This is a genomic window from Alkalimonas mucilaginosa, from assembly GCF_036327005.1.
In the GTDB taxonomy this organism is placed as follows: Bacteria; Pseudomonadota; Gammaproteobacteria; order Enterobacterales; family Alteromonadaceae; genus Alkalimonas; species Alkalimonas mucilaginosa.
In genome coordinates this window covers 344,675-365,370 of sequence record NZ_JAUGZK010000001.1, presented here as the reverse complement: position 1 = coordinate 365,370, position 20,696 = coordinate 344,675, and the positions used below count along the sequence as shown (strand labels likewise).

Genomic DNA, 20,696 nt, shown 5'->3' with positions numbered 1-20,696 from the left:
GTTACGAATAAATTGCCCGACGCATTAACACCGAGCTTTGGATGGCAAGCAATTGCCGCAACTGCCACCAGCCGAGCAAAGTAACCACCAGCATGCCAAAACCAGGACCAATCCACCACAGGTTCCAGTGCAACTGAAATGGCAATTCAAATAAGCGGAATTGCAATACGCCTAACACGGCTTCGGCCAGCACGGTTGCCAAAATACCGGCTAAGGCGCCAAGTGCAGCAAATTCCAACAACATAGCGTTACGTAAAAAAGCATAGCGGGCACCAAGGGTACGTAAAATCGCCAACTCTTGCTCTCGCTGTTCCATAGTAGCCTGTACCTGCGCCACCAATACCAAGACTGCAGCGGCAAAAACCAGCAACAAAATACTGCTGAGCGCTATTGTAACCTGGGCAATAATATCCTGTACTTGCTGGATAATGGCATCCACATTCAGCACAATCACCGTTGGGAATTCGCGGTTTAACTGGTTTAGCACCTGCGCTCGTTCAGCTTCCAGATAAAAAGCGCTCAAATAACTGGCCGGGAAATCGGCCAGCAAATCGGCACTTAAGATCATGTAGAAATTTGGCTGCAAGGTATTCCAATCCACCAGCCGGATACTACTGACACTGGCAGATACTGTGCGCCCGCCGATAGAAAATTCAAGTTCATCCCCCAGCTCTATGCCAAGACGCTCTGCCAGCTCGGATTCGACCGATACTTCAGCAGTCGTTTGTGCATCAAACCAACGTCCGGCAAGTACACTATTATTGGCCGGCAATTGCTCCGTCCAGGTCAGATTCAACTCTCGGCCAACACCAAACCGTTCTGTATCCTCCTCTTTGCTGGCCCTCTGGCGCAGCTGTTGCTGATTGGTGGCCGTCAAACGACCGCGAACGATCGGATAAAAGGCATCCAGTTGCAGTTGATGCTGCTCAGCAAAGGCTTCTATGCCAGGTCGCTCAGCAGCTGAGATATTCACCAAAAACTGGTTCGGTGCACCTTCAGGGATTTGCTGCTGCCATTGATCCAACAATTCTACCCGAAGAAAATACAACAGTAGGGTTAAAAACAACGCCATACTAAAAGTCAGCAACTGGAAGCTATTTTGCCACAACCGTCGGCGCAAATTGGCCAATGCCAACTTAAGCGCCGAACTTTGACCTGCCGCCATTGGCTTAGCCACCTTTACCAGCACAGCAGCCAAGGCCATCAACACCAAGGCAAACACCACACAAGCAGCGAACAGTATAAGACTAAGCACTAGCTCTCGGCTAAATAGCCACATCAGCAACCAGACAGCCAGCGCGCCAGTTGCCAGATGCCAGACATCAAAACGCCATGCAGGCAACTGCCGTAGCACAGCTATTGCCGGCACCGCCGCCAATTGCCAAACCGGTCGGGCAGCAAAAAGTCCGGCACAAATCAATGCAGTAAGCAGCCCCATCCCAAATGGGCGGCTGCTAAATGCCGGTTGGTAATCCTCCATCCACAGTTGGATCCCCTGCTGAATAAAGACCACCAATACAATGCCAGTAGCTATCGCCAGCACTGAACTGAAAACACTTACCAACAGCAAGTGACTGCAATAGATTTTACGGGCAGTCGCTGTGGTTGCTCCCAGCGCTTTAATGACGGCCACTGCTTCTGCATGCCGCTGGCGGTAGCGATTGGCCGCTACCGCCGAGGCACTGGCTGCTAGTACAATACCGAGTAACCCAGCCAGCAGCAGGAAGCTCTCTGCCCGCTGCATCGCAGCACCTATGGCGGTTTCCGGGTCCAGCTCTTGCCACTGCTCATGCACCGACAACTGCGAATCCAGTTGCTGCCGCAGCTCAGCCAGTTGCGCAGCACTGCCGGCAAACAAGTAGCGATAGCCGATACGACTGCCAGGTTGTACAACTTCGGTTGCGGCTACATCATCCAGGTGCATCAGCACTCGTGGATTACCGCCAAATACATTGAGCGGCGCATCGGGCTCCGCTTCAATGACACCGGCAACCAGCAGCGATGCCATGCCAAGTTCCAGGCTATCACCGGGGCTGACCGCCAATAAACTCAGCAAGCGTGGCTCCAACCAGATCTCACCTTGACGGAAACTGGCAAGGTCGCCCTGCCCAGGCTGGCTACTACGTCGCAACAGCAACTCACCACGCAATGGAAAAGCACTGGAGACTGCTTTTACCGTCACCAATTGCATTTCATCTGTAGAAAACAGCATGGAATCAAACAACATTTGCTGTGCTTGTTGCAGTTGTAACTTGTCGGCCGTATCGATTAACTCCGGCTGAAATGGCCTGCTGGAACGCAGCACTAGATCGGCAGCCAGAAAGCTGGCACTGCGCTGGTACAATGCGGAGCGCACACTTTCAGTAATGCCGGTCAACATCACCACTGAAAATACAGCCAAAAACAATGCAAAGGCAATCACCCACAGCTCACCGCGCTTTAGCTCACGCCAGAATAAACGCCAGGCAATACTAGCCCACATGCCGCTGCTCCTGAAGCTCAGACTGCAGTTGTTGCTCCAACTGGCCATGATGCATCAAATACTGTTGCTGACAACGCTCTGCTAACTCTGTCTTGTGTGTTACCAACACCAGGGTAGTTCCTTGTTGCTGATTCAGATTAAATAGTAAATCCTCCACCAGCAAACCAGTTCGTTCATCCAGATTGGCAGAAGGCTCATCTGCAAACAGGATTTTTGGTTGCGTGATAAAAGCCCTGGCAATAGCAACCCGCTGTTGCTCACCACCTGACAACTGTGTTGGATAAAAATCCCGCCGCTCGGCTAGCCCCACTTGCGCCAACAGCGCTAGACCCCGCTCTTTGGCATTACGAATTCCAGCCAACTCTGCGGGTAAGGTGATATTCTCCAGTGCGGTTAAACCTGGCAGCAATAAAAAGGACTGAAAAACGAAACCGATATGACTGGCCCTCAAACCCGCCCTGGCATCTTCATCCAGTTGATGCAGCGGCTGCCCGGCCAGAAAGACTTCCCCCTCACTGGCTGTATCCAGACCAGCCAGTATGCCGAGCAAGGTGGACTTGCCCGAACCAGAGGCACCGACAATAGCCACCGACTCGCCCCGCTTGATTGTTAAATGCAAATCATTCAGGATAGTCAGTGATCCTTCAGTGAGTTTCACCCGTTTGGTTAAACGGGTCGCTTTAATATCAATTTCAGGTGATAACGTCATGCGTGCATTCTTAATTCTATTGTTTGTTGTTTACAGTACCACGACTTATGCGCAGCCGAAAAGGTTGTTGTTGCTGGGTGATAGCCTGAGCGCGGCCTACAACATGCAGGAGCAACAAGGCTGGGTGTATTTGACGCAGCAGTGGTTGGATACGCAGCAATTGCCGCTTACGATCATCAACGCCAGCATCAGTGGTGAAACTTCAGCCGGTGGCCTGGCCCGTTTGCCCGCCCTGCTGGAGCAACATCAACCAGATTATGTGTTGATTGAGCTGGGGGGCAACGATGGCTTACGCGGGTTTGCGGTAGCACAACTTGAACAAAACTTAACGCAACTGATTGAGCTAAGCCAGGCACAAGGTGCTGATGTGTTACTGATGCAAATTCGTATTCCTCCCAATCTGGGCCCGCGCTATACCCGCCAGTTCGAAGGACTCTACCCAGCACTGGCCGAGCGTTACCAACTACCGCTGTGGCCATTTTTTATGGAGCAGATTGCATTGAATGAGGATTTGATGCTACCCGATGGTATCCACCCCAATCGTGAGGCGCAGCCTATTATCAAGCAACAGATGAAGCGTTGGTTTGCTGGGCTGGTGGCAGAATGATGTTGGATGTTGGATGTTGGATGTTGGATGTTGGATGTTGGATGTTGGATGTTGGATGTTGAGTGTTGAATGTTGAATGTTGGATACTCAATGCTCTTAATTCAGCATTCACAATTCATAATTCAGCATTAAAAAAGAAGTGGCGTCCCCTAGGGGATTCGAACCCCTGTTACCGCCGTGAAAGGGCGGTGTCCTAGGCCTCTAGACGAAGGGGACTTAGGAAGTAGCTGACTGTAAGTGGCGTCCCCTAGGGGATTCGAACCCCTGTTACCGCCGTGAAAGGGCGGTGTCCTAGGCCTCTAGACGAAGGGGACGCAATACTAACAGTAGCACAACTTGATAAGATTAATTGGCGTCCCCTAGGGGATTCGAACCCCTGTTACCGCCGTGAAAGGGCGGTGTCCTAGGCCTCTAGACGAAGGGGACGCACGAAAAAATCTTTGGTGGAGCTAAGCGGGATCGAACCGCTGACCTCTTGCATGCCATGCAAGCGCTCTCCCAGCTGAGCTATAGCCCCACACGGGCGTGTTCATCGCACTGGTTTATCGCTGAACACGGAGCGCATTCTAGGGATACCCCTCTCAGCTGTCAACAGTTTTTTCAGCACCTTGTTTTGTTCGCGTATTTTTTAAACGTGACGTTGAATTTTGCAGCAAATTACGGCCAGTGTTCACGCTTTCATGCAAAAGTGGTAGTATGCAACTTGCATCAGGAACTTTTTGCGATTTCACACAGGAATGGACTATGTACGAGAAGTACTACGGGTTTAAGGAGCGCCCTTTTCAGCTTACCCCCAACCCAAACTGGTTTTTCGCCAGCAAATTGCATAAAAGGGCCTTGGCTTATTTGCAGTACGGTCTGAGCCAGGGGGAAGGTTTTATCGTGATTACCGGAGATGTTGGTACCGGTAAAACTACCATTGCCAATCAACTAGTTAGCCAGTTAAATCAGGACGAAATCATTGCCAAGCAAATTGTGACGTCCCGTTTATCACCGGACGACCTAATTCGTATGATAGCCTCCAGCTTTAACCTGGTAGTTAGCGAGCAAAGCAAAGCTTCTTATTTAGACGCCATTGGTAGCTTTTTAAAGCGCCTGCACGCTCAACACAGGCGTGCACTGCTGTTAGTGGATGAAGCACAAAATCTTCCATTGGAAGCCATTGAAGAGCTGCGAATGCTGTCCAACTTTATGGCAGATGGCAAGCCGCTGCTGCAAAGCTTCTTGCTTGGACAAAATGAACTAAATGCCGTGATACAAGCTCCAGATATGGAGCAATTCCGCCAGCGCATTATCGCTTCGAGTAATCTTACACCTTTGCAGCTTGAGGATACCCGTGCTTATGTGGAATATCGGATCCGACAAGCCGGTGCCACTGAGCCTGTGCTGGCCGAAAACTGCTTCCCCTTGATCCAAGGATTTAGCCGTGGCATTCCACGTAAAATAAATACCTTGATGGACAGAGTGTTCTTGTACGGCTATTTGGAAGAGAAGCCTTTTATTGAAGCAGCCGATGTACAGGCAGTGATTGATGAAATTATGGATGAAGTGGCAAACTTAACGCCCCTTTCTGCCACCCAGCCTACTCAAGAGCTACAGGCAACACCTCAGGATGGCAGCAAATCTGCAATGCTGACAGAAATCAATCAGCTACTCGACAGCTCATTGGAAACCAAATTAAAACTTGCCAAAGAGCTGGACCAACTGATCCAAAGACAGCAAAGCAGCTTGCAAAAAAAGCATCCACCGGAAGAAAATTAATTGAAAGCCCGTTACTGTCATTAACGGGCTGCTGAGGCTTTAAAAGCGATACATATAGCTTACTGACAAGCGGTTTTCACGGTAGTTAAAGCTCTCGACAGTTGAGCTTCTCCGGCTGTGTCGTGCTGTCAGGTTGATATCTGAAGCGGATGATAAATCCCGTCCCCAGCCGATTTCATATTGCCAGCTTTTATCGTCGCGATCACTTGCCCCAAAGCTGTACTTATAACCTCGCACATTTGTACGTAAACGGCTGTGTGGTGTTAAACGCCAGGAGGCCTGCAGGCTGGCATTGTGTCGTCTATCTACCCGATTTTGTTCCACATAGCGCAGCTCGCTGCTGGACAGCTCCAGGCTGCTAGTTAGCCGGCTCCTGTTGTAGCCAAGCGCAAAAGCCCCTTGCCGGTTTAAAATCACATCATCCCGAATATTCAAGTCAAGATCAAAGAACTGCTGCAGTCGTTCATTGGCAGCAGGCTCATAACCCGGACCAGGCAGGGTAAAACAATCGCCAATATCAGCCGCCCCATCCGGACAGACAAAAATGCCCAGATTCACCAACTCAGCCTCTAAAAAGCTACGGGCGGTCAGTTGATCGGTGTAGGATAAACGCATGGTCAAAAAGCGCAGACGATAATCACCGGCCAGTTGTACGGTACGGCCAAAATAGCGCTTATCCCAGGAACCAGATAAAGAGGAACGGCGTGAGGGAGCCAGATAAAAGTCAGCTCCGACAAAGTCGGCTTGCTCGCTATCACTTAATACAGTGTTGTAAGTAAAGTTAAGCCGAGAAACCCGACCAAAGTACCACTCAAAGCCAGTACCCACCGAGCTGAATTCATTGGTGAAGTCTGAGTTTTGAATGCTATTTTGCTCATAATTTCCTTTTAGCATCCATGCCAGTCCTGGCAATACCGGGATCCCAATCTGTAATTGGCCGTTATCCCTTATCAAACGATCTCTATCATCGCGGTGGGTTCGAAAAGCTGAGCCACCACCACGCCAAAACACCCCACCGTGTTGATGTGCTTTTGATGTTGCAAAGCTGACGCCAAACTGCTCATTGTCAATATTTCCGAAGAGATCATCTTGCTCAGGCCGTCTTGATTCCAGTTTATTCGCACTCAAATTGAGTACGAATTGTGCCTCTTTATGGCGGGCATTGCTAAATCGGAGATTGCTGGCATAGCGATTGGTTCGACTTAAACTTCCCGCTGTTGTAATGCGATCCTGGAATAAACCAGCCCCCTCACCTCCCCCGCGGATTTGGTGATTCTGACTGGCATTCAGTGTCCACACCAAACGACGGTCAAAGCCTGAGAGGCTATTGCTTGCATCAAACTCATTCAAGCTGTAGGGGCTACGTTGGCTATCCTTATACCAAACACGCTGATGGTTCAGATCCACCCGACTTTGCATCCTTGGTCCTTGATAGCGCCAGCCAATAGAAGGTACCACTTCCAATGCAGCACCTTTATCGGTTGCCATAGCGGGTGCTGATTGCAACTGATAGCCATGAGAGCTGAGCTCCAATGCCGGACTGAAGCTGCTATCAGCACGTAAAGCCGAAGGTAGACAGCAAATGGCAATGATCGACATTGCCAGCACATTGTACTTGAGTTTGAACGGCTTAGTTGCTGTTACTGTAGTAATAGCCATATCCTTTGCCTTGATTACGATGCGCTTTATTGATGACAAAGCCGACCGCTAACTCCTCCGGCAGCAATGCCACAGCCTGATCAATTTCAGTAATTTTGGTTTGATTCTCTTCCACTACCACCACGGCCTGGCCACACATCGCTGCCAATACCGATGTTTCATTCACGCCGAGCAAGGGTGGAGCATCAAAGATCACCACTCTATCCGGGTAGCGGGTAGCGAACTCTGTTGCAAGTTGCAGCATTTTCTCACTGGCAAGTAGCTCGGTAGATAAATGATGAGGCTTACCCGCGGAGATAATTTTCAAACGATCGATATTGGTGCTGAGTAATACATCCTCAACATTCAGATCATCTGTCGATAAGTAATCGGTTAAACCATTTTCGGTAGTAAAGCGTAAAGTTTTTGCCACCATCGGCCGCAGCACATCAGCATCGACCAACAGCACAGTTTTATCTTTTTCCAACGCCATGCTGAGCGCCAGATTGACCGCTGTGAAAGTTTTTCCTTCCCCTGGCCTCGAGCTGGTCACCATTATAAGGTTCGGATGCTTCAGACTGTTGCTCAAACCACCAAAAGCGTTGTTAAGTAATTTACGTTTAATGGAGCGGAACTCTTCATTAATAATACGCCGCTCAGGGCTAAGGGAGACAAAGTTCAGCGACTCCAAATGTTCTAAATCAAGCTGAATAGTGGCATTTGCCAGGTAGCTCTGTCGTACCATTTCTGCCTTGTCCGAGGCTTCGCGACGCAGATTTTTGTCTGCGCGCTCATCGGCAACTTTACTACTCGCTACATTCAATGCTTCCTGTGTGCTTTCGCCGCCTATACCCTGCTCTTGTTGTGCATCCAATTCACTTTGCTTTTTTACAGCTTTTTCAATGGTACTCATTGCAAAACCCTCGACAACATGGCTGCAGGTTGACCAACCAATATCTCATTTCCAATTAAAGCAAGATAAGCTGAAAACAACAAACCACTCAGTAAAACGAAGTACAAAAAGTGCAAACGAACCTGACGGACTATTGCATTTTTATTGGTGTGCGACACAACACCAAAAACCGGGTAACTTGAGATAGCCCTTAACTGCAATCTGTTGGTGAGAACCGGTGATAACAAATTTCGGAGTAAAGCTATACCAATGCCAGCACCAACCCCAAGCAGTAACACTGCGGTGTAGTACAGCAGGCGGTTTGGCCCGGCTGGCAACATTGGTACCCGGGGTGGGTCAATAACACGAAATTGTAAGTCCGACTCCGAAGCATCTACACGACGCGCCATGTCTGCAGCTTCACGGCGGGACAACAAGGCTTCATAATTTGACTTATTGATCTCATAATCCCGATTCAAAGCGGCGTATTCAGCTTCGATTTCAGGGATTAAATGCAATCGGCTGCGCAAGGTTGCAATCTGCTCTTGAATGGCGCCGGCTCTTAACTGACGGGATGCAATTTCACCTTCCAACTCAGAAATAGTGGTAACCAATCGCTCATACAAAGCACTCTGCATCAGCGCAGGGTTATTGCTGCCGCTGGTACCCAACTGGCGTAACATGGCCAACTCTTCATCCCGCTGCTGCTGCAGCCGCTCAATTAAGCGACTGGTCTCAATCACATCCGGATGATTTTCGGTAAAACGCATCAACAACCCATCCAGCCGCTCTTGCTGCTCTGCAATTCTTGCATCATATTGGGTACTGGGTTGGCGTCCCTCACTGCTCATTGTAGTTAGATTAGTCAGCTCACGTCGCGCGCCCTCCAACCGAACTTCTAACTCCTGGATCTCTAACATGGTCGCAGACAACTGTGATTCCTGATTACTGATGCGGGCATAATAGCTAGCCTCCCCACCAGACAATACATTCATCTGATTGCGTCGAAACTCTGAGCGTTTACGCTCTGCGGCAAGCAAACGGCGCTCGTAATCTGCAATTTGTTGATTTAAAAAACGCTCTGCAGATAGCTGATCTGCTCTACTGGTCCCTAACCGGCTTTCAATAAAAACATTGAGCATTTCCTGCACAACACGCAAAGCCACACGAGGATCACTATTGGTGTAATGCAGAGTATAAATATTGTCGCTCTGACGCCCCCGGGCATTGAACCGAAGTGATATATTCCGTTCAAGACCATCAATCAAACGCTCAAACTCCTGTGCTGTAGGAGCATGACGGTCCAGGTCAGCCTGGCGAGCCACTTTTTCCAGGTTTGGCCGCGTCAAGACAGTTCGGGCTAATGCCTGCACCTGCTGCTGTTGATTGGTAGACACCGTCAACCCACGTAACAAAGGCTCCAGAATGGTTTGAGTATCAAAATAAACTCTTGCTTCAGCTTGATAGACTGGTGGCATTTTGTACACATGGTACCAGCCAATAGGACATAACAACCAGGCAGTAATAATAATATAACGTCGACGGATCCAAATACCATGCAACTGGATCATCAATTGCTCAATCGCGAGATTCAGCTCCTTCATGTACAGCTCCCTGCTTTCGCGGATACAACCAATAATTCGATGTGATTTTCCATCAGATGAAAGCCCGGCTTAAAACCAGGCTTGAGGAATAATAACTATATCACCGGGCAAGATATCGACGTTGGCACGAATATCACCATCGCGGATTAAATCATCCAACCGCACCCGATAACTCACCTGGCGGCCATCCACTGTGCGCACCAACTGAGCACGATTTCCACTGGCAAAATCAGTTAATCCACCCACCTGAATCATTAAATCAAGCATAGTCATGTATTGGCGATAACTGACTGCTCTGGGGTTTACGGCCGCACCAATTACTCTTACCTGTTCGCTGTAAGGCCCAACGAAACCAGCAACAGAAACAGTGACTATCGGATCCCGGATAAACTGACCCAACACCTGCTCCATATCACGAGCGACTTGGGTGGGTGTTTTACCACTTACCGGTATATCTTCAACCAGTGATGTTGAAATCATCCCATCAGGGCGCACCAAAAAGGAACCGGATAGCTCCGGATTACGCCAGACAAAAATTGTTAAACTATCACCCGGACCGACCAGGTATTGATAGTTTCCGACCGATGTTGTTAATGAGTCATGGACAGTAGCGGATGGCAAGCTATTGGAGCTGCCACAGGCGCTAAGAAAAAACGTGACTGCGGCCAGCAATACACCGCGAATTCCTTGTATTCGTTTTACTTTCATGGATTTGGTCCCTCGATTCCCTAACCAGGCGCTACTACTATAACGTATTTTTTTAGCTGTGATGTAGGAAATGCAAAAAATTATTTCCGTTTCACAGTGGAAATAGTATACTTAGTGAGCTAGATTTTAAAGCCTGCAATTTACCTCGCCAGGTTCTGATGTATTAAATGCATAGGATGCACAAGGACGATTAATTATGAACAAGGCTACCGGTTACGGAAAAAATTCGCTTGCTGATCATTTGTTTTTGCTCGGTGAGTTAGCTCTGTTGCTACTTGCCAGCTTTGCTGCCAGCTACCTGTCCCAGTACTTCATCAGCCCAATCCCTTTTGATGTTCGCCTGATTAATGCTGCTATTTTCGCATCTGTGGTTATGCTGTGTGCGCTCTCTGTAGGGCTTTACGATCAGCAGCTCAGAGAAAGCCATCGCGGTGTTTTGAAACGCGTTATCATCACCATGTTGTTCAGTGCATTTCTGCTCGAAGTCGTGGTGTTTAACCTATTTGACTCCATCGCAATTAATAGCTGGTACATGCTGATTGCTACCACGATTTCGATTGTTCTGATCAGCAGTTTCCGGGCCTTTTTCCACTACCATGATGTCACGCGGATAAGTCGTCGTCGGGTGCTAATCCTGGGCGCGGGTGAACGTGCCTCCATCATCGAAAAACGCATGCGCCGCACAGTAGACAGACGGAATTTCGAGATTGTTGGTTTTGTCCGGGTTGATGGCGACAAAGATGGTGCTTTGCAAAATGAAACCATTCTTGATTTGAACGTACAAGAAGACCTCTTTCAATTTGTGATGGAGAATGCCATTGACCAGATGGTGATTGCTTGTGACGAACGACGTAATATGCTGCCGGTGGAGCATCTTTTTAAGTGCAAAACCCGTGGTATTGATGTAGTAGAAATTTTGGACTTCATTGAGCAAGAAACCGGGCAGATTGCGGTAAACCTGATTTACCCAAGCTGGGTGATATACTCCAATGGGTTTGATAACAAAAAGTGGTTAAAAACCAATCTTGATTACCGTCTTAATTTCCTGCTTGGGCTATTCGTATTAGCCTTAACCTGGCCGATTATGGCTATTACTGCTCTACTCATCTATTTAGAAGATGGTCGTCGTACTGGCGCGCCTATTTTTTACAAGCAAGTTCGGGTTGGCATCGATGGAAAGCCTTTTCATATCATTAAGTTCCGTAGCATGCGGACCGATGCGGAAGCTGGTGGAGCCAAGTGGGCCACCAAAGACGATGATCGTGTCACCCGGGTGGGTCGTGTTATTCGCAAGTACCGCATTGACGAATTACCACAGCTTTTTAATGTGTTCCGTGGTGAAATGGGCTTTGTCGGTCCCCGCCCGGAGCGCCCGGAGTTTGTCTGTGAGCTGGAAAAAGACATTCCTTATTACGCACAGCGCCACAATGTAAAACCTGGCCTGACCGGCTGGGCTCAATTAAAATACCCCTATGGCTCTACTACTGAAGATGCGCTGGAAAAGCTAAAGTTTGATTTGTATTACATCAAACATCGTAGTTTGTTACTGGATCTGGTGATTCTGGTGCGCACCGTTGAGATAGTTTTGTTCGGTAAAGGCCGATAACGATAAAAATAAACTTAGGGCGTTATTCTTGAAAGTATTGCACATACTCGAATACTCACGACCAAATATCAGTGGGTACTCACTTCGTTCAGACGCCATTATCCGTCATCAACGTATGCTGGGCATTGAAACAGTCCAGCTTACCAGTCAGCGCTACCAAGAATTTTCAGCGTTGTCAGAGGATGTGGATGGTGTTTGCTATCAGCGTACCCCGGCTTCATCATCTTTCTTACGTCGCATACCCTTTGTCAATTATATGCACCATGTCAGTTACCTGGCTAAGCATATTGATGCAATGGTGCAACAACACAAACCAGATATTATCCAAACGCACTCTCCCATGTTTAATGCACTGGCCGCTTGCAGAGTAGGAAAAAAATATGGCATTCCGGTGACCTATGAGGTTCGGGCTCTCTGGGAAGATGCGGCCGTTGATACAGGTAAAACCAAAGAAGGCAGCCTACGTTATAAACTGATTAAGCGCATCGAACAGATGGCGTTTGAGCGGGTAGATGCCATCAGCTGCATTTGTGAAGGTTTACGCAGTGACTTGATCCAGCGGGGTATTCCCGCAGAGAAAATTTTTGTGACGCCAAATGCCGTTGATATTGAACGCTTTAAGCCCTTGACTGAAGCAAATTTACTGCTGCAACAGCAGCTTAAGTTGACCGGTAAAAAAGTGCTTGCCTTTGTCGGCTCATTCTTTAAATACGAAGGTTTGGCTACGGCTGTAGAGGCCATGGCCATTATCAGCAAACAACGTCCTGATATACATTTGCTATTGGTGGGGGGCGGAAATGAGCAGGCCGCATTAAAGCAGCAGGTCGCCCAATGCAAACTCCATGACGTCATTACCTTTGTAGACCGTGTGCCATTTGAGCAAGTCAGTCACTACTATAGCCTGGCTGATGCGCTTATTTTTCCGCGCGAAAGTATCCGCTTAACCGAGTTGGTGACACCATTAAAACCTTTGGAAGCTATGGCGCAAGGCAAAGTTGTCTTTGCTTCCGATATAGGTGGACATCGTGAACTGATTCGTCACCAGGAAACAGGTTTATTATTTAAAGCAGATTCAGCCGGGGATCTGGCCAAAGCTATCTTAGACCACATTGATCAAGCAGCTCTCTTTGAGCAGCTCATCAGCAATGGCCTGGACTTTGTCCACAATGAGCGCAATTGGCTGAACACAGCAAATGCTTATTTGCCAGTTTACCGGAGCTTAATCGGTGAGCGATAAGCCTATTTCCATCCTGGCCATTACCAATTTGTACCCTGTGCCCTGGGCGCCTCACAGAGCCAGTTTTAATAAACAACAGTTTGAGCTGTTGGCGCAGCAGGTAGCACTGCGCGTTTTGGTCTTAGTGCCTTGGCGTGAATGGCTTAAACACCGTCATGAATGCCTCGAAACCGAGAGCATTAGTTATGCGCCCTACTTTCAGCTTCCTGGCTTTGGTCGCTCACTGACACCATGGTTCCAACGATGGGCCATTGCCAGAAAGCAATATTGGATTGACCAGGCAAAACCAACGCACCTGCTTGCTTCCTGGGCGTTTCCTGATGCGGTCGCTTGCCTGATGTATGCCAAAAACAAGGCGCTCCCTGTTCTGGTTAAAGTTCATGGCACTGATGTCAACGAGCATACTCTGTATCCGAAGCGCCGGCATCTGATGACAACCTGGCTAAGCCAGGCAAAAGCCATATTCTGCGCCAGTCAGGCCCTGCAACAAAAGCTCATTGCCATCGGGCTAGATAAAGATACCGTTTGTACCAATTACAATGGTGTCCATGCTGAGCTGTTCTACCCGGAACCAACAGGGGCAACTGATAAAAAGATTTTGTTTGTTGGTAATTTACTCGATACCAAAGGTGTTTTCGAGCTGGTGGATGCCTTTCACCTGGCGCACAAAGAAACGGATTGTGATTTGCATTTTATTGGCCAGGGCCCGGCAACCGATGCACTGAAAACACGGGTTTTGCAGCATGGTCTAGCTAAACGGGTAACCTTTCATGGTGCTTTACCCATTCATCAAGTTGCAGAACACATTCGTAAAGCACAACTGCTTGTCCTTCCCAGCTATCGGGAAGGTGTTCCTAATGTGCTGCTTGAAGCCTGCGCCAGTGGTACCCCCGTTGTTGCAACACGTGTTGGCGGCATCCCGGAAGTGGTTACAGAGCAAACCGGGATCTTAGTTGAACCACAAACCAGTACGGCTTTAGCTGAAGCTATACTTGCTGCGCTGACCAAATCGTGGCAAAAAGATGTTATTGTACAACATGCTACCCGGTTTAATTGGCACCAGAATATTCAGAACGTTCTGGCCAGGATTTGATATGAAAACTTTTTGGCTGGATCTTCGTCAAAAGCAGAACTTTATGCAGCAGCAGGGCTATCAGGTATCCATGCTGCGCACCCTGCTCAGCGATGGCAGCAGTGCCAACTTCCTTTACCGTCTTACTTCTGCGCTTATCCGCTACCGGCTTACCCCATTGGCTTTTATCACTCTCTGGTTGAATAAGTTTATCAATGGATGCGTGCTCGGGGCTGGTTGTCAGTTTGGCAAAGGACTCATTTTGATGCATCCTTGCGGCGTCGTCATCAACTCCAAGGTACGGGGTGGCGACAATATTGTCATTGAAAGCGGTGTAGTCATCGGCGATGAAAAAGGCAAAGCTCCGACACTTGGCCACAATATTTTCATCGGTGCAGGGGCAAAGATTATCGGTGGTGTCCGCGTCGGGAACGGCGTTAAAATTGGCGCCAATGCTGTAGTGGTGAAAGATTTACCGGATCATGTAACCGCGGTTGGCATACCGGCCAGAATCATCAAACAGGAAGATCACCCATGATGGCCGCAGTGTTCTGGCTTGCTATTTTTTTGCTGGTGTATAGTTATTTTTTGTACCCACTCTTACTTAAGCTGTTCATCACCCCGAAAACTCCGACACAACAGCAGCCTGAACATTGGCCAAGTGTGGACGTGATCTTATCGGCATTTAACGAAGAAAGTTGCATCGCCGAGCGGCTGCATAACTTACTGCAGCAAGACTACCCCGGGCCTCTCAATATCCGCGTTGCCTCTGATGGTAGCAAGGACAATACAGGTGCTATCATTCAGAGTTTTGATGACCCAAGGATTCAAGCCGATGTGCACACCGAAAATCGGGGGAAAGTTGCTGTTTTAAATGATCTGGTTGCCCAATCTAAAGCTGATATTCTGGTGTTTACCGATGCAAATACCTTTTTTGCAAAAGATGCTATCCGCCAATTGGTAATGAGCTTCCAACAACAGATAGGCGCGGTTTGCGGTGAACTCCATCTGCACACAGACGATGGTAACGCTAATTCGGATGGTCTTTACTGGCGCTACGAACAATTTTTAAAAAAAAGCGAGTCAGCATTAGGCGCTTTACTCGGTGCCAATGGCGCTATTTATGCAATCCGCCGCACGCTGTATCAACCCTTGCCAGCCAGCACCGTAGTGGATGACTTTTGCATCGTGATGAATATCAAACGCCAAGGGTATGACGTTGTTTACACTACGAATGCTCAGGCATCCGAAGAGGTTGCACCATCGCTGCAGGATGAGTATGGCCGGCGGGTACGGATTGGTCTCGGCAATTATCGGGCTTTTCGCCAGCATCTTTGGGCGCTTTCCCCATTAAGAGGCCTTCTAAGCTGGTGTTATTGGTCGCATAAAGTCCTGCGTTGGTTTGGACCACACCTGATGCTGCTGGTCTTGCTGAGCAACTTATTTTTACTGTCTTCTGCCTGGTATCAGGCGGCCTTAGCCGGCCAGTTACTTTTTTATGGACTGGCCTGGGTGGGTCACCTCAGGATCCAACAAAAACAACCCACCCCATCCTGGCTGGCGATCCTCAGTTTTTTTGTTTCAATGAATGTGGCCCTGGCCCAAGGTTTCTTGCGGTTTTTGCGAGGCAACCAACAGGGGGCATGGAAGCGTACCGCACGCCATGGAGATGCTAAATAATGCTTATCATGATTGTATCTGTTCTGCTGCTTTTGTTTATTGGGCTCTTTGTATTGGTATTGCGCAAAAAGCATATGCATCTGTGGCTTGGCAGTTATCTGCGCCAATGCCTGACACCAAGACCTAAACACCAGGGACCAAAACACATTTTGTTTTGTTTCGTCGACCACTTTGAACCGCAGTGGAAAAACAAAGATTTAGCACGCGAGCGTGCCAGAGTGGACCGCTGGTATCACGACTATCCGGCGATGGCCAGCCAACATCAGGATGCGGATGGTCAACCTCCGAAGCATACCTTCTTTTATCCGGAAGAAGAGTATCGGCACGAACATCTGGCAAAACTCTCTGATCTGTGTGCCCGCGGCTACGGTGAGATTGAAATTCATCTGCATCATGATGATGATACGGCAGAGAACCTGTATAAAACCCTCACAGAGTTTGCCCAGGTCCTGCACCATGAACATGGCGCTCTGCCCTTGCACCCGGAAACAGGCCAAATTCAGTATGCTTTTATCCATGGCAATTGGGCGCTTGATAATTCCTTACCTGGTGGCAAACACTGCGGCGTAAACAATGAATTAAAGGTCTTAAAAGACTCAGGCTGCTATGTAGATATGACGCTGCCTTCAGCACCAAGCCCGGCCCAAACCCGTAAAATAAATAGCATTTATTACGCTACAGGCCGGGATGGTCAGTGCAAATCGCATGATAGCGGTGTGGATGTGGAAGTTGGTAAGGCCGCCAGCGGCGATTTAATGATCCTGCAAGGCCCACTCGGGCTTAACTTCAGCTGGCGTACCCAAAGCGGTATGCCGCACATTGAAAACAGCGATGTGCGTAAAACCATGCCTCTCCTCAAAACCCGTATTGATCAGTGGGTGAACAGCAATATTCACGTGAAAGGCCGCCCTGAATGGGTGTTTATCAAAGTACATACCCACGGTGCTCAGGAAGGCGATATGGATACCTTGCTTGGCGAACCCCGCCATTTTTTGCATGGCTATCTGGAAGAGCAATACAACGATGGTAAGCAGTATGTACTGCACTATGTATCTGCCCGTGAGATGTACAATATAGCCAAAGCAGCTGAAGCCGGAAAAAGTGGCAACCCGAATGACTATCGGGATTACTTTTTACCGCGCCCACAGTTTAAAGCCCTGGTTAAGGCGTCAGAGCAATGAAGCGACGTCTAGGCCAACTGCTTAGAGATTATCTGAGCAACTCATCCATTGTCAGCCAGCTGTGGCAACGACTGCCGCATGGCATCTATATTTTTAATTACCATCGAATAGGTAATAAACTCGAATGCCCTTATGCTCGTGATGTATTCTCATGCAGTGCCGATGCCTTTGAAAAACAAGTTGAGCAAATAAAATCAAACTTCCTGGTTTTAAACAGCCAACAGCTTTCAGCTGTGCTGGATGGTCAGCATTTATCAGAGCGGTACGCCATGATTACCTTTGATGATGGCTACAAAGACAATTTTGATACCGCCTTTCCTATTCTTCAAAAGCACCAGTTACCTGCACTTTTTTTGATCCCAACAGACTTCATTGATACTGATGCTATTCCGTGGTGGGATGAGCTAAGCTTTATTTTGCGCAATAATATCGGTAAAACTCTGGTCACACCTGCCAGTGGCGAAGCATTGCACTTAACCCAGGACTCCATCGAGCACCAAATAAGGATCTTCACCCGGCAAATCAAGCAAATACCCGAAGAGGAATCCTTAGCATTCATGGCCCGATTGCGTGATAGTCATGCCGGACTTTGCGAACAATTGCGCGAGCGTCATCAAGAGTTGTTTGTGAACTGGCATGATCTGCAAGTTATGCATTCAGCAGGAATGGATATTGGCTCTCATACCCGCAGTCACAAAATCCTTTCCAAACTGCCCGTACTTCAGCAAGCAGAAGAGCTGCAAACCTCCAAGCAAATCATCGAAGAAAAGTTGGGAGCCAGCATTGTCGCAGTTGCCTACCCGGTTGGTAGTAAGCATTGCTATACCAGTGAAACAAAACTCCTCGCCCAAAAAGCGGGTTACCGGTTGGCGTTTAACAACACTTCAAGCATTAATAACCTGCTCAGCGATCGACATGACATGAACAGGATTTGTGTTATTGACGATGAGGTAAACAAGCTGAAAGCTACTACGGTATTCCATGCATACCTAAGAAAAAGAAAATGAAAGTTATACACTTTACGTCAAGCCTTAACTTAGGAGGAGCAGAGCGTTTTGTGATAGATTTAGCACATACGCAACTGCTTCAACACAACGTGACTCCTACAATCGTGAGTTACGGTACCATGGAAGACAGCCTTAGCTCAGAGGCGCACAATATCGGTCTTAGCTGTTACCATCTAAACAGCGGTGCAGGCAGGCTGAGTCTATTACGCCGACTGCATGCACTACTCAAGCGCATAAAACCTGATGTGCTGCATGTGCACAGTCCTGCAGTGATGAAGTCTCTTGCTTTGCTGTTATGGCTTCAGCCCAAACAATACCAAGTCATTTACACCCGCCATGGTGCCAACCCATATACCCATGGCAGCTGGAAGCTGATGCACAAGCTATTTAAACCAGTGACTGACGTTGCTACTTTTGTTTCTGATGATGCACGAACGAGCTTCTTGCAACACCACAGCTGGGCACCAGAACGTTGTATCACCGTATGCAATGGCGTTTTTGTACCTGCTATCACTGCGCGTGCAAAAGCCGATGAAACCAAATTGAACATAGGTGTGGTTGGCCGGCTCGAACGGATAAAAAGCACTGAGCATCTTTTTGAAGCGCTGAAGATACTACCAGAGCGATGCCAATCTGATATTACAGTTCATATCTTTGGTACTGGCAGTCAAAAAGAGCCTTTGCAAAAGCTGGCGGCAACTCTGGGGCATATCAAAACTGAGTTTCATGGTTTGGTGCTTGATCGGGAAAAAATCTATCAGACCATTGATGTGCAGGTGGTCTGCTCAAAATCTGAGGGCCTTTCGTTGGCGATCATGGAGGGGTTAGCTCGCGGAGTCCCATGCATCGCAACCAAGGTTGGCGGTAATCCTGAACTGATACGCCATGGAGAAAATGGTTACTTATACGACTATGGTGACCAGCAAGCCCTGGCAGAGCATCTGCGCAAATTCTTACTGAATGACTATCCATATCATCAACTAAGTCATCAAGCTCAGCACCGTATCTCTGCCAATTATTCGCTGACCAACACCCAGAGACAGTATACTGAGCTGTATAGCGTCAAGAGGCCACATCAAGCTTAGAAATCGTGACCCGGTTTTTACCACTGGCGGTTAGAGCAATAGCGTCTACATAATGAAAGAACACACTGAGCTCTTGCCCCACAACAGCTTTCACTGCGGATTGAATGCTGTGCTCCATGGCCGCGCTATCCAGCCCAGGCAAGGCCACAATGTTTATTTCTATCCTATCAAGGTGTTCCTGTACCACTTGATAACGTTCCACTTCACGCATTTCACGGAACAATCTGGGGAAAAACTCTCCAGGTATGATTTTCCCCTCCCGGGTAACGATTTTATCCAGCTTTCGACCTTCCACACTTTCTAACAACGGAAAAGGTAAATCACAACTGCAAGAGGTTTGCTTCAGTTTGCCAAGATCGCCATTGACGAAACGAATCAACGGCATGCCATAATTATGCAAATCGGTGATGGTCATATTACCAATACCTTGCGTACCCTGGCCAAAATCATCCGTCACTTCAACCACCAAATGATCTGTATTCAGATGAAGGCCTTGCTGATGGGAACACTCAGCACCAATTAAAGTAAACTCCCGGCAGCCATAGGTATTGAATACCTTAGTAGCAAAGGCTTGCTCAATGATTTCACGCTGACTTTCATAAAGCGGCTCTGCTGCCGAAATAATCCAACCAAGTGATGGTACTTTGATGTTTTTCTCAAGGATATACTGGGCTACTTCAAACAAGGGGGATGTGTACCCTACAATCCCGTGCGGCTTGAAACTGAAGATCTCATCCACAAAACGATGAATATTGTCTTTATCCATGTAAAAAACATTCAGGACATTCCGCCCCAGCATCATATTGTAGAGCTTATCCTTCAAAGCTGCTTTCTTGGCTACACGGCCAATGGCGCCTCCCCAATAGTACAAGGACTTATCACCTAACTCATAACCTGCCCAACCGTAACCTCGCCAGGCGACCCCTTGCCGACGATCATAGTTCTCTCTGTCATGTTCAAATCGAAAGGGCTCCCCCGTTGAACCACCCGTGGTTTTGGTGATGTTTTTACCACGAAAATTAGAAGCGATGAGCTCATCGTAATGCTGTCGCACCAGGCTTTTGGTCAATAACGGTAGTTGATTAAGATCAGCGACAGATTGCACACTGGCAGGGTCAAACCCAAGCTCACGCCAGCTTTTCTGATAATAAGGGACATGCAACTGGCAGTGATGCAGCAAGGCTTTTAGTTTTTGCAATTGGATGGCCGCAATTTCATCCGGAGTTTTGTGTTGATTTGCCAGGTATTCTCGATAGTAAAGATGCGTTTTTCTACCACGAAACGATTCGTACAATGGGTACAGGTGTTTGCTTAGAAATGAAAAGTACAGCATAGTCACGCTCCCTGTCAGTAAATGCTATCCTAATGAATATTGTAAGCGAAGGCGCACGCATAAGATACAAGATTCATGGCTGACTGGAAGGAGG

At 48.2% G+C, this 20,696-nt stretch carries 17 protein-coding genes and 4 tRNA genes; 10 read left to right on the top strand and 11 right to left on the bottom strand.

The features are described 5' to 3' along the window. Position 1: 1 nt before the first annotated feature. Positions 2–2,482 carry an ABC transporter permease gene (locus QWF21_RS01590; protein ID WP_330086277.1) on the bottom strand — a complete coding sequence of 827 codons (2,481 nt, stop codon included), beginning with the start codon at positions 2,480–2,482 and terminating at the stop codon, positions 2–4. Then, the gene (locus QWF21_RS01585; RefSeq protein WP_330086276.1) at positions 2,472–3,191 is read right to left on the bottom strand and encodes an ABC transporter ATP-binding protein; all 720 of its coding nucleotides are present in this window, start codon (positions 3,189–3,191) and stop codon (positions 2,472–2,474) included. The genes QWF21_RS01590 and QWF21_RS01585 overlap by 11 nt, the downstream gene beginning before the upstream one ends. Between QWF21_RS01585 and QWF21_RS01580 the strand changes: the two genes are divergently transcribed. Next, entirely contained in the window at positions 3,190–3,798 is a 609-nt protein-coding gene (locus QWF21_RS01580; RefSeq protein ID WP_330086275.1) for an arylesterase, read from the top strand. The genes QWF21_RS01585 and QWF21_RS01580 overlap by 2 nt on opposite strands. Before the next feature lie 140 nt (positions 3,799–3,938). Here QWF21_RS01580 and QWF21_RS01575 read toward each other — a convergent pair. From QWF21_RS01575 to QWF21_RS01560, 4 genes are all read right to left on the bottom strand, one after another. Continuing rightward, positions 3,939–4,014: transfer RNA gene (locus tag QWF21_RS01575), tRNA-Glu, on the bottom strand. A gap of 22 nt (positions 4,015–4,036) precedes the next feature. Then, positions 4,037–4,112 (bottom strand) — tRNA-Glu (locus tag QWF21_RS01570). Between the two features lie 36 nt (positions 4,113–4,148). After that, a tRNA-Glu gene (locus tag QWF21_RS01565) sits at positions 4,149–4,224 on the bottom strand. Between the two features lie 15 nt (positions 4,225–4,239). After that, positions 4,240–4,315, bottom strand: a tRNA-Ala gene (locus QWF21_RS01560). 227 nt (positions 4,316–4,542) lie between these two features. On the opposite strand from QWF21_RS01560, the gene QWF21_RS01555 reads away from it, so the two are divergent. After that, the gene (locus QWF21_RS01555; protein WP_330086274.1) at positions 4,543–5,559 is read left to right on the top strand and encodes an XrtA/PEP-CTERM system-associated ATPase; all 1,017 of its coding nucleotides are present in this window, start codon (positions 4,543–4,545) and stop codon (positions 5,557–5,559) included. 39 nt (positions 5,560–5,598) lie between these two features. Here the strand turns inward: QWF21_RS01555 and QWF21_RS01550 are convergent, their stop codons facing one another. The 4 genes from QWF21_RS01550 to QWF21_RS01535 form a co-directional block, all read right to left on the bottom strand. Then, positions 5,599–7,218: a TIGR03016 family PEP-CTERM system-associated outer membrane protein gene (locus QWF21_RS01550; protein WP_330086273.1), complete on the bottom strand. Its 1,620-nt coding sequence runs from the start codon at positions 7,216–7,218 to the stop codon at positions 5,599–5,601. After that, positions 7,190–8,110 (bottom strand): XrtA-associated tyrosine autokinase, encoded by a 921-nt coding sequence (locus tag QWF21_RS01545; protein ID WP_330086272.1) that lies wholly within the window; start codon positions 8,108–8,110, stop codon positions 7,190–7,192. Before QWF21_RS01545 ends, QWF21_RS01550 begins: the two co-directional genes overlap by 29 nt. Then, positions 8,107–9,693: an XrtA system polysaccharide chain length determinant gene (locus QWF21_RS01540; RefSeq protein ID WP_330086271.1), complete on the bottom strand. Its 1,587-nt coding sequence runs from the start codon at positions 9,691–9,693 to the stop codon at positions 8,107–8,109. Before QWF21_RS01540 ends, QWF21_RS01545 begins: the two co-directional genes overlap by 4 nt. Before the next feature lie 69 nt (positions 9,694–9,762). After that, positions 9,763–10,401: an XrtA/PEP-CTERM system exopolysaccharide export protein gene (locus QWF21_RS01535; protein WP_330086270.1), complete on the bottom strand. Its 639-nt coding sequence runs from the start codon at positions 10,399–10,401 to the stop codon at positions 9,763–9,765. Between the two features lie 196 nt (positions 10,402–10,597). Between QWF21_RS01535 and QWF21_RS01530 the strand changes: the two genes are divergently transcribed. Genes QWF21_RS01530 through QWF21_RS01495 form a run of 8 tightly spaced genes read left to right on the top strand, consistent with a single transcriptional unit; the run spans position 10,598 to position 19,269 of the window. After that, positions 10,598–12,007 (top strand): TIGR03013 family XrtA/PEP-CTERM system glycosyltransferase, encoded by a 1,410-nt coding sequence (locus QWF21_RS01530; RefSeq protein ID WP_330086269.1) that lies wholly within the window; start codon positions 10,598–10,600, stop codon positions 12,005–12,007. Between the two features lie 28 nt (positions 12,008–12,035). Next, entirely contained in the window at positions 12,036–13,244 is a 1,209-nt protein-coding gene (locus tag QWF21_RS01525; protein WP_330086268.1) for a TIGR04063 family PEP-CTERM/XrtA system glycosyltransferase, read from the top strand. Then, entirely contained in the window at positions 13,234–14,337 is a 1,104-nt protein-coding gene (locus tag QWF21_RS01520) for a glycosyltransferase (RefSeq protein WP_330086267.1), read from the top strand. The genes QWF21_RS01525 and QWF21_RS01520 overlap by 11 nt, the downstream gene beginning before the upstream one ends. Before the next feature lies 1 nt (position 14,338). Beyond that, the gene (locus QWF21_RS01515) at positions 14,339–14,854 is read left to right on the top strand and encodes a serine O-acetyltransferase (RefSeq protein ID WP_330086266.1); all 516 of its coding nucleotides are present in this window, start codon (positions 14,339–14,341) and stop codon (positions 14,852–14,854) included. Next, positions 14,851–15,996 carry a glycosyltransferase family 2 protein gene (locus QWF21_RS01510; RefSeq protein ID WP_330086265.1) on the top strand — a complete coding sequence of 382 codons (1,146 nt, stop codon included), beginning with the start codon at positions 14,851–14,853 and terminating at the stop codon, positions 15,994–15,996. Before QWF21_RS01515 ends, QWF21_RS01510 begins: the two co-directional genes overlap by 4 nt. After that, entirely contained in the window at positions 15,996–17,177 is a 1,182-nt protein-coding gene (locus QWF21_RS01505; protein ID WP_330086264.1) for a hypothetical protein, read from the top strand. The genes QWF21_RS01510 and QWF21_RS01505 overlap by 1 nt, the downstream gene beginning before the upstream one ends. Next, a complete protein-coding gene (locus QWF21_RS01500) occupies positions 17,174–18,184 on the top strand; it encodes a polysaccharide deacetylase family protein (RefSeq protein ID WP_330086263.1) in 1,011 nt (336 codons plus the stop codon). Before QWF21_RS01505 ends, QWF21_RS01500 begins: the two co-directional genes overlap by 4 nt. Next, complete coding sequence (locus tag QWF21_RS01495) at positions 18,181–19,269, top strand: glycosyltransferase (protein ID WP_330086262.1); 1,089 nt, start codon at positions 18,181–18,183, stop codon at positions 19,267–19,269. Before QWF21_RS01500 ends, QWF21_RS01495 begins: the two co-directional genes overlap by 4 nt. On the opposite strand, the gene QWF21_RS01490 is transcribed toward QWF21_RS01495, so the two are convergent. Then, positions 19,247–20,602, bottom strand: coding sequence for a phenylacetate--CoA ligase family protein (locus QWF21_RS01490; protein WP_330086261.1), 1,356 nt, complete (start codon positions 20,600–20,602; stop codon positions 19,247–19,249). The genes QWF21_RS01495 and QWF21_RS01490 overlap by 23 nt on opposite strands. Positions 20,603–20,696: the final 94 nt, after the last annotated feature.

Excerpts from the sequence above, each read along its gene's own strand:
- QWF21_RS01590 (WP_330086277.1), bottom strand. The coding sequence starts at position 2,482 with ATGTGGGCTAGTATTGCCTGGCGTTTATTCTGGCGTGAGCTAAAGCGC.
- QWF21_RS01580 (WP_330086275.1), top strand. The coding sequence starts at position 3,190 with ATGCGTGCATTCTTAATTCTATTGTTTGTTGTTTACAGTACCACGACT.
- QWF21_RS01585 (WP_330086276.1), bottom strand. The coding sequence starts at position 3,191 with ATGACGTTATCACCTGAAATTGATATTAAAGCGACCCGTTTAACCAAA.
- QWF21_RS01555 (WP_330086274.1), top strand. The coding sequence starts at position 4,543 with ATGTACGAGAAGTACTACGGGTTTAAGGAGCGCCCTTTTCAGCTTACC.
- QWF21_RS01550 (WP_330086273.1), bottom strand. The coding sequence starts at position 7,218 with ATGGCTATTACTACAGTAACAGCAACTAAGCCGTTCAAACTCAAGTAC.
- QWF21_RS01545 (WP_330086272.1), bottom strand. The coding sequence starts at position 8,110 with ATGAGTACCATTGAAAAAGCTGTAAAAAAGCAAAGTGAATTGGATGCA.
- QWF21_RS01540 (WP_330086271.1), bottom strand. The coding sequence starts at position 9,693 with ATGAAGGAGCTGAATCTCGCGATTGAGCAATTGATGATCCAGTTGCAT.
- QWF21_RS01535 (WP_330086270.1), bottom strand. The coding sequence starts at position 10,401 with ATGAAAGTAAAACGAATACAAGGAATTCGCGGTGTATTGCTGGCCGCA.
- QWF21_RS01530 (WP_330086269.1), top strand. The coding sequence starts at position 10,598 with ATGAACAAGGCTACCGGTTACGGAAAAAATTCGCTTGCTGATCATTTG.
- QWF21_RS01515 (WP_330086266.1), top strand. The coding sequence starts at position 14,339 with ATGAAAACTTTTTGGCTGGATCTTCGTCAAAAGCAGAACTTTATGCAG.
- QWF21_RS01510 (WP_330086265.1), top strand. The coding sequence starts at position 14,851 with ATGATGGCCGCAGTGTTCTGGCTTGCTATTTTTTTGCTGGTGTATAGT.
- QWF21_RS01505 (WP_330086264.1), top strand. The coding sequence starts at position 15,996 with ATGCTTATCATGATTGTATCTGTTCTGCTGCTTTTGTTTATTGGGCTC.
- QWF21_RS01500 (WP_330086263.1), top strand. The coding sequence starts at position 17,174 with ATGAAGCGACGTCTAGGCCAACTGCTTAGAGATTATCTGAGCAACTCA.
- QWF21_RS01495 (WP_330086262.1), top strand. The coding sequence starts at position 18,181 with ATGAAAGTTATACACTTTACGTCAAGCCTTAACTTAGGAGGAGCAGAG.
- QWF21_RS01490 (WP_330086261.1), bottom strand. The coding sequence starts at position 20,602 with ATGCTGTACTTTTCATTTCTAAGCAAACACCTGTACCCATTGTACGAA.